The following is an 8,165-nucleotide window of genomic DNA, read 5'->3' on the forward strand; positions in this document are numbered from 1 at the left end:
GGTTCGGGTGCTGCACGGGGTCGGCATCGAGTCGGAGGCGGAGCTGCCGTCCGCCGCCCTGCACCTGCTCCTGCGCTCCGAGCTCGACCGGATCGACGCGCTGCCCAAACCGCAGGCGGCGGCGCTGCGGGGCGCGCTGGGCTTGGGCGCGACCGCTCCGGTGAACCGGTTCCTCGTCGGGCTCGCCCTGCTCAGCCTGCTGGCCGAGATCGCCGGCGACGGGCCGCTGCTCTGCCTGGTCGACGACGCGCAGTGGTTCGACCGGGCTTCCGCCGACGCCCTGGTGTTCGTGGCGCGGCGGCTGGACGCGGAGGGCGTCGCGCTGGTGTTCGCGGGCCGGGAGGAGTTCGACCCGCACGGGCTGCCCGAGTTGTGGCTGGAGGGCGTGGACCGTGAGGCGGCCGTCGCGCTGCTGACCGAGTCGGCCGGGGATCTGGCGCCGAAGGTGCGTGACCGCGTCCTGGCGGAGGCGGGCGGCAATCCGCTCGCGCTCCTCGAACTGCCGTCCGCGTTCACCGCGGAGCAGCAGGCCGGGCAGCCGAACCCGTTCACCGCGATCCCGGTCGCCGGACGGGTGCAGGAGGCGTTCCGGCAGCAGATCAGGGCGCTGCCCGGCACGGCGCAGACGCTGCTCGCGGTGCTCGCCGCCGACGACACGGGCGACCTCGGCATCGTGCTGCGCGCCGCGCAGTCCTTCTCCGCCCGGCTGGCGGACCTGGAGGCGGCGGAGCAGGCCAAGCTGGTCGCGGTGAACGGGGCCACGGTGACCTTCAGGCACCCGCTCATCAGGGCCGCCGCCTACCGGAACGCGCCGTTGACGTCCCGGCTGGCCGTGCATCGCGCGCTCGCCGAGGTGCTCGACGGCGGCGAGCACGCCGACCGCCGGGCCTGGCATCTTGCCGCGGCGACGACCACGCCCGACGAGGACGTGGCGGGCGAGCTGGAGTCGGCCGCGGAGCGGGCGCGCACGCGTTCGGGCTATGCGGCCATGGCCGCGGCCTACGAACGGGCCGCCGAGCTCACCCCCGACACCGCCAGGCGGTCGGTACGGCTGGCCGCCGCGGCCGTGGCGGCCAGCGACGCGGGACAACTGGCCCGTGCGGGCGCGCTGGCCGGCCGGGCCAGCGAGGAGATCAGGAACCCGCTGGCCCTCGCCCATCTGATCCAGGTGCGCGCCCATCGGGAGTTCGAGCAGGGCAGCCCCGCCACGGCCGGTGACCTCATCATCGCCGGCGCGGAGCGGGTCGCCCCGCTCGACGCGGAACGGGCGGCCTACCTGCTCGTGGAGGCGATGCGGTGCGCGTGGTACGCCGGTGACCCGGGCCTGGCGGCGCAGGCGGCGAAGCTGCTCAGGGCGCTGCCCGAGGTGGGGTCTCCGCTGGTGGGCGGCGCGCTCGGGCTGTCCGCGCTGGCCAACGGTGAGCTGTCGGACGCCGTCCCGCTCATGCGGGGGCTGGTGCTCGCTCCCGATCTGTCCGGGCTTCAGGTGCCGGGGCTGACCTTCGTGGCCCAGCTGTGTGCGCCGATCGGGCGCTACGGCCTGGCCGAGGCCATGGCGGCGCGCGTCGAGGCCGAGTGCAGGGCCCACGACATGGGCGGCTGGCTGACCGTCGCGGTGGAGATCCGGACGGAGGCGCAGATGTTGCTCGGCAGGTATCGCGAGGCGGCGTCCAGGCTGGAGGAGAGCATCGCGGTGGTCGGCGACCTGGGGCAGTGGAACGGAGCTGTGGTGCTCGCCGCGCTGCTCACGGTGACGCGCGGCGAACTGGGCGACGAGCTCGGCTGCCGGACGGCGGCCACGACCGCGCTGGAACAGGCGAGAGCGCGCGGGCTCCGTACGGCCGAGGCGGTGGCCATGGCCGGGCTCGGGCGGCTGGAGCTGGCGCTGGGCCGTCCGGAGGCGTCGCTGAGGACGCTGGAGAGGATCTCGCCCGCCAACGCGCCGGTGTCCGTCTTCTCCGCCCCCGACCGGATCGAGGCCGCGGTCAGGGCGAAGGAGCCGGAGCTGGCGGGCGAGCCGCTGGCGTACTACCTGGACTGGGCGGCCGGCGTCGGCGTGCCGTCCGCCGATGCGATCGCGCTGCGCTGCCGCGCCCTCGTCGAGGACGACGAGGACCTGTACGAGCAGGCCGTCCGGGCGCACGAACAGGGCGAGCAGCCGCACGAGCAGGCCCGCACGCGGCTGCTCTACGGCGAGTGGCTGCGGCGGGCGCGCAGGCGCGCCGCCGCCCGCGCCCAGTTGCGCGCCGCGCTGGACACCTTCGACCGGCTCGGCATGGCGCTCTGGGCCGAGCGGGCCCGCGCGGAGCTGCGCGCCACCGGCGACGTGCCCGCGGCCCCGCGCCGGCCGGACGACCCGCTCAGCGTCCTCACGGCGCAGGAGAGGCAGGTGGTACGGCTGGCCGCCACGGGCGCGTCCAACCGTGACATCGCGGCCCAGCTGTACCTCAGCCCGCGCACCGTCGGCTACCACCTCTACAAGGCCTTCCCCAAGCTGGGGATCTCGTCGCGGGCGGAGCTGGCCGCGATCGTCGCCTGAGCGTCGAGGTGCGCGAAGCGGTTACCTGGGCGGATATCCGGATCTTTATGGTTCGGGGTCTCATATCGCTATTGGACATCCCGCTCCCGCCTCTGGTCTCCTGGTCGCGCTCAGGAAGACCCGGATCGAGATCGGGGAGTCGGGATGAGAGACGTTCCTTACGGAGAGCTGCGCACCAGGCTCGGCGCCTCCGTGCTGGCGACCTCCACGGCGATGGCGGCCGTCGTCGGACTGGCGGGTTCGGCTGGGGCCGACACGCGCTCGGCGTCCGCCGTCGCCGCCGCGCGGCCGGAGAGCGGCACGGCCGGCGTCAGGAAGCAACTGCGCGCGCTGGAGGACTCCTACCAGGGACGCATCGGGGCCTACGCGATCGACACCGGCACCGGGAAGACCGTCTCCTACCGCGGCGGCGAACGATTCGCCGCCGCCTCCACCTTCAAGGCCATCCTGTGCGGCGCCATCCTGAACAAGGCCCGCACGACCGATCCCGGCCTGCTGGACCGCACGCTGCACTGGACGGCCAAGGACGTGGTCGCGAACTCGCCGATCAGCGGACTGCCGGAGAACGTCAAGAACGGCATGACCGCGGACCGGCTGTGCCACGCGGCCGTCACCGCCAGCGACAACACCGCGGCGAACGTGCTCCTCAAGCAGATCGGCGGACCCGCGGGGCTGACCCGCTACTACCGCTCGCTCGGGGACCCGGTCGGGCGGCTCGACCGCTGGGAGCCGGAGCTCAACGACTGGAAGCCGGGCGAGAAGCGCGACACCGTCAAGCCCGCGTTCATGGCCCGCGACCTGCAGAAGCTCAGCCTGGGCGGCGCGCTCGTCCCCGAGGACCGGCAGCGGCTGAACGACTGGCTGCGGGCCGGCGTCACCGGCGCCGAGCGCATCCGGGCCGGGGTGCCGCGGGACTGGATCGTCGGCGACAAGACCGGGGGCGGCACCGGCGCGTACGCGCCGGGCAACGACATCGCCGTCGCCTGGCCGCCCTCCGGCGCGCCGGTGATCATCGCGATCTACACCAATCGCACCGACCCGGCCGCGACCATGGACAACAGCGTGATCGCCAAGGCGGCCACCGTGCTGGTCCGCGGGCTCGGCCTCGCCAAGTAGGGCGAATATGGCTGGTCGGGCCGGGCTGGCCCGGCAGTGACGACCTGGGGGTAATTGCCTCGCGCAGGAGTCGTCCCGTGCTCTACCGTCGCGGCCATGACGTCATGCGATGCGTCCGAAGGCTTCCCGATCGCTCCCGATGGTGCCGGGCTGGTGATCCGGCGAGAGACCGCTGACGATCACCAGGATGTGCGGGAGGTTCATACGCGCGCCTTCGGTGCCGGCGAGCGGGTTCCCGGGCTCGTGGAGGCGCTTCGCGTTGCGGAGGCCGCGCTGGCGCCGATGTCCTTCGTCGCCACCGTTGACGACCGGGTTGTCGGGCATGTCCTGCTGAGCGCGGCCCGGTTGGACGCTCCGCGCCGGATCGTGGACGTCCTGTCCCTGTCACCGCTGGGCGTGCTCCCGGAGTTCCAGCGTCAGGGGATCGGCACCCGGCTCATCGCGTGCGCCCTCGACGCGGCCGACAGCCAGGGGGTGCCGTTGGTGTTCCTGGAGGGTTCGCCGCGTTACTACGGCACGCGCGGCTTCGAGGGTGCCTGCGCGGCGGGCTTCCGTTCGCCGTCGCTGCGCATCCCTGAAGCCGCGTTCCAGGTCGCCCGGTTGTCCGCTCACGAGCCGTGGATGACGGGCACATTCGTCTACTCGGAGCCCTTCTGGGCCTTCGACTGCGTCGGCCTGCGCGACCCCGAGAACTGAGGGCCCGGTCGAAGCCGGACGGAATCCGGCGCGGGTGCCGCGGGCAACCTTGTGCGGCGCTCGCGCGTATGGGGTGGGGACAGCATTTCCCGACCTCTGGAGGAAAGACATGAAGCTCGCGACCGCACGGGTCCGGCCGCTGATCGCCGTCGGCACCGGCCTGGCCGCCGTGGGCGTCGCCGCCCTGCTGGGCCTGCCGAGCGTGGCGGAGGCATCGCGGACACAGCTCGCGGCCGCCGCGTCGGCTCCGGCGGAAGGCGCCTACTGGCATACGCGGGTGCTGACCCAGCGCACCGGTCCCCGCCAGATGGGCAGCGGCGCGAATCGCTACTGGGTGGTGGAGCAGGCGCTCACCGAGGAATGGACGGCGCCCGACGGCAAGGCGTGGCTCGGATACCGGAACGCGGGGGCGTACCCGAAGAGCGCGGCGGACCGGAAGGCGTGGCGTCGCGACGGTTCGCCGGCCAAGTGGACCCGCACGGCCGACGGCCAGGTCGTGAAGCTGTCGACCGAGCCGGACAAGGGGCACGTCTGGCCCGTGCGCGGCAGTAACGACAAGTTCTTCCTGGCCGGGCAGTGGCTGACGTACGACGAGGTCCAGCGACTGCCCGCGGACCCGAACGGCTTGAAGTCCTGGATCTCCGAGGCCGCGCGGGTCTCACGGGTCAAGCAGGACGACGTGGAGCAGTTCGTCACCGGGGCGCTGCCGGAGATGCTCCATCAGCTTCCGGCGCCCAAGAACGTCCGCGCCGCGGCCTACCAGGTCTTGCTGACGATGCCCGCTGTCCGTCCGCAGGGACAGTCCAAGGACGGCATGGGCAGAGGCGGCGCGGCGCTGTCGATCGACCACCCGAAGGTCGTGCAGAATAACGGACTGACGATCAAGGAGCAGACCGGCCTGATCGTGGACACCGGCACGATGCTTCTGCTGTCCAAGACCCGGACGACCGCGATCAGCGGCAAGCTGTCCCTCAACGAGGCCACGACCGACACCATGATCGAGACCGGCTGGACCGACAACCCGCCGGCCGTGCCCGCCTTGCCGTAGCGGCGTCACGGCGGCGGGGCCGCGCCGGGCCTGGGCTCATGGGAGGCGGCAGGTCCGGGCGGCGCGGGCCTTCAGGAGCCGCGGCGCAGCTCCAGGAGGCCTTCGGCGATCCTTCCGACGCCTTCGGCGATCACGTGTTCGTCGGCGGTGAGGCTGATCCGGAAGCACCGCCTGGCGTGGGACGCGGCCGTGGCGTCCGACGCCGGGGTCGCGAAGAAGTGGCGGCCGGGGACGACGAAGACCTTCTTGGTCTTCATCAGCCGGTACAGGGCCATGTCGTCGAACCAGTCGTGATCGATCCACAACCAGCAGAACATGCCGCCCTCTCCGGCGTGCAGCCGCCAGGTGACGGACTCGGGCAGAAGGTCGGCCAGCAGGCGCTCGGCGTACAGGCGGCGGGCTCGGTAGAACGGATTGATCACCGTGGCGGCGAGCCGGTCCAGCAGCCCCGAGGACAGCGCCCTGGCCGCCACCCGCTGCATGAGCTGCGGCGCGTGCAGGACGGAGTTGGCCATGAACGACACCATCGCCCGGATGTACCGGGACGGCCCGATCGCGAATCCGACGCGTTCGGCGGGCATGCCCGCCTTGGACAGGGTGAAGCAGTTGATCAGGTGGTCGTCCCACTGCGGGGCCACCCGGGAGGCGGCGACGCGGGGGAAGGGGGCGCCGTAGGCGTGGTCGACGATCAGCGGCACGTCGTGGCGCCGGGCCAGGCCGACCAGCCGGGCGAGCTCGTCGCCGTCGATGCTGCGGCCGGTCGGGTTGCTGGGGCTGGACAGCAGGAGCATGCCGACCTCGGGGCATCGTTCCACCGCCTCGAAGTCGAAGGCGTAGCGGAAGGACCTGTCGCCGGTCAGCTCGATCTCGGGGGCGATGCCGGTCACGCCGTCGGGGTCCGTGGACAGGCCCAGGTAGCCGGCGTAGTCGGGGGTCATGGGCAGGACCACGCGCTGGAACGAGCCGTCGGCGGTCTGGCCGGAGAACAGCGCGGTGGCGATGAAGAAGAGCATCTGGCTGCCCGGTCCCACCACGACGTTGTCGGCCGTGATGCCCCAGCCGTACCGGGCGTTGAAGGAGGTGACGATCTCCTCCACCAGGGTGGGCATGCCGCGCGAGGGCCCGTAGCGGCTGCTGGTCGCGGCGAAGTCCTCTGCCACGACGGTCGCGGTCAGGTCCCTCCAGGCGTCGATGACCTCCTTGATCTGGGCGGGGTTGCCGATGCTCAGGTTCAGCCAGTCGGACGCGCCCGAGGCGGTGGAGGTCGCGACGTCCTCCATGATGCTCCGCAGGCCCGACATGTCAGACATCTTCTGGCCGCTCCGCGATAACTTCATTCTTGCGTGTCCCTTCTCGGATCTGGCCCGCCGCCGGCACACACCCGCGGTTTGTCGTGATCAAGCGAGTCCACCGCATTAGTCGCCGCCGCACAAGACGGTGACGACGTGCGCCGGCACGGGCGGAGCGCGCCGCCGGGCGTCGCGCACGAAGATCCAGGTTGCGGGGCGAAGAGTCGCGTCTCCGAGAAGGGATCGCCGGGATCAGGGCCGGGGCTCGTACCGGTCGGCGGCCGCGGCGGCCCAGTACTGGCCGATGCTCTCCTCCATCAGGCGGGCGGCGAACACGGCGTCGTCCGCGCTCTGTCCGCGCCGCAGGCCGTGCTCGGCCACCGCCAGCGCCTGCCGTTCGAGCTCGTCGGACTGCCCGCCGCCGTAGTAGGCGACGAACTCCTCCGGCACGTCGAGCCCGGTCTTGGACAGGCGGGCGAGCATCTCGTCGCTGTCGGGGAAGTAGCGGACCATGTCCCAGTACAGGGCGAGCGCGGCGTCGGCCTGGGTGCCGAGGAAGCCGAGCCAGCCCCACGTCCCGGCCACCTGGTAGGCGGCGGGGTCGGCCGGCCAGCGGTGCAGGCGTTCCTCGTCGAGGTCCAGGGCGGCCATCACCTTGCGCAGTTTGGGCCGGGCACGGTGGATCAGGCCGAGCATGCCGTCGAAGAACTCGACCGCGAGCGGGTGCGGGTCGCGGGCGATCAGCGTGGCGAACGCCGTGATCTCGGCGGGGTGGCACTTGTGGGTCACGCCCACGAGCTGCCTGACGTGATCCATCGTGAGCGTCCCGGCGTCCATGCGTTCGAGGAACCGGTTGCGGACGGGGTTGTCGTCCCGCATCTGCCGCAGCCGCCGTACGGCCTGGCCGGCCAGGGGGGTCGGCTCGAAGTCGGTGTACATGGTTCTCTCCTCGTCGATGGGACGTGCGTCCGCCTCCCTCCTGCCAACCCGGCCTGACATGCGGCTGATCGTGCTGTGACAGGGCTCTGACGTGCGCGGCGGTCGCCGTGTGCCCCCATGGCGGGCCGGGTAGGGGCGGCGCCCGGCCCGCGGATTCCCGCGAGCAGGCGATCGGACGAGCAAGCCGGCGCGATCACGCGAGCAGACGCTCACGCGACCATCTGACCAGTCGAACGGGAGCTCCCAGTGACACGACGACCGCAGGAAGGGATCGAGGCGTTCCTGGCAGAAGTGGGCGGCGACGCCTCTCCGGGACCGCATGAGACGACCCTGGAACGGCCGATCCCCGTTCCGCCGGACGCCGCGCGGGAGCCGGCGGTCCTCCTCGTGGCGGGCCTCGCCGCCCTGCTGTCCCTGTACGGCGCGGACGGCGGCGTGCGGCTCGCCCTGCACCGCCCCGGCGACATGCCTGGCCGCGCCCAGGTGGACGAGACCACCGCCCGGCAGTCCGTCGCCCTGCTCACGCTCACCGCCCCCA

Annotated in this window: 7 protein-coding genes; 5 read left to right on the plus strand and 2 right to left on the minus strand. The window is 72.5% G+C overall.

The window, feature by feature from the left end; genetic code table 11:
• The 4 genes from ACWCSD_RS42225 to ACWCSD_RS42240 all read left to right on the plus strand — a co-directional run.
• The coding region (locus tag ACWCSD_RS42225; RefSeq protein WP_449923465.1) for a LuxR C-terminal-related transcriptional regulator at window positions 1-2,539 on the plus strand (2,539 nt) is incomplete at its 5' end.
• 144 nt (window positions 2,540-2,683) lie between these two features.
• Complete coding sequence (bla, locus tag ACWCSD_RS42230) at window positions 2,684-3,655, plus strand: class A beta-lactamase (protein WP_397159782.1); 972 nt, start codon at window positions 2,684-2,686, stop codon at window positions 3,653-3,655.
• 96 nt (window positions 3,656-3,751) lie between these two features.
• Entirely contained in the window at window positions 3,752-4,351 is a 600-nt protein-coding gene (locus ACWCSD_RS42235) for a GNAT family N-acetyltransferase (RefSeq protein ID WP_397159780.1), read from the plus strand.
• A 109-nt stretch (window positions 4,352-4,460) separates the two neighbouring features.
• Window positions 4,461-5,399 (plus strand): hypothetical protein, encoded by a 939-nt coding sequence (locus tag ACWCSD_RS42240; protein ID WP_449923469.1) that lies wholly within the window; start codon window positions 4,461-4,463, stop codon window positions 5,397-5,399.
• 71 nt (window positions 5,400-5,470) lie between these two features.
• Here ACWCSD_RS42240 and ACWCSD_RS42245 read toward each other — a convergent pair whose 3' ends face one another.
• Together ACWCSD_RS42245 and ACWCSD_RS42250 are read right to left on the minus strand one after the other, a co-directional pair.
• Window positions 5,471-6,736 carry a valine--pyruvate transaminase gene (locus ACWCSD_RS42245; protein WP_397159776.1) on the minus strand — a complete coding sequence of 422 codons (1,266 nt, stop codon included), beginning with the start codon at window positions 6,734-6,736 and terminating at the stop codon, window positions 5,471-5,473.
• Window positions 6,737-6,940: 204 nt separating this feature from the next.
• Entirely contained in the window at window positions 6,941-7,627 is a 687-nt protein-coding gene (locus ACWCSD_RS42250; protein WP_449923474.1) for a hypothetical protein, read from the minus strand.
• Window positions 7,628-7,873: 246 nt separating this feature from the next.
• Here ACWCSD_RS42250 and ACWCSD_RS42255 point away from each other — a divergent pair.
• Window positions 7,874-8,165, plus strand: a 292-nt coding sequence (locus ACWCSD_RS42255) for a hypothetical protein (RefSeq protein WP_449923477.1), incomplete at its 3' end; no start/stop codon positions are given.

It is taken from the genome of Nonomuraea sp. NPDC001684, assembly GCF_053596515.1.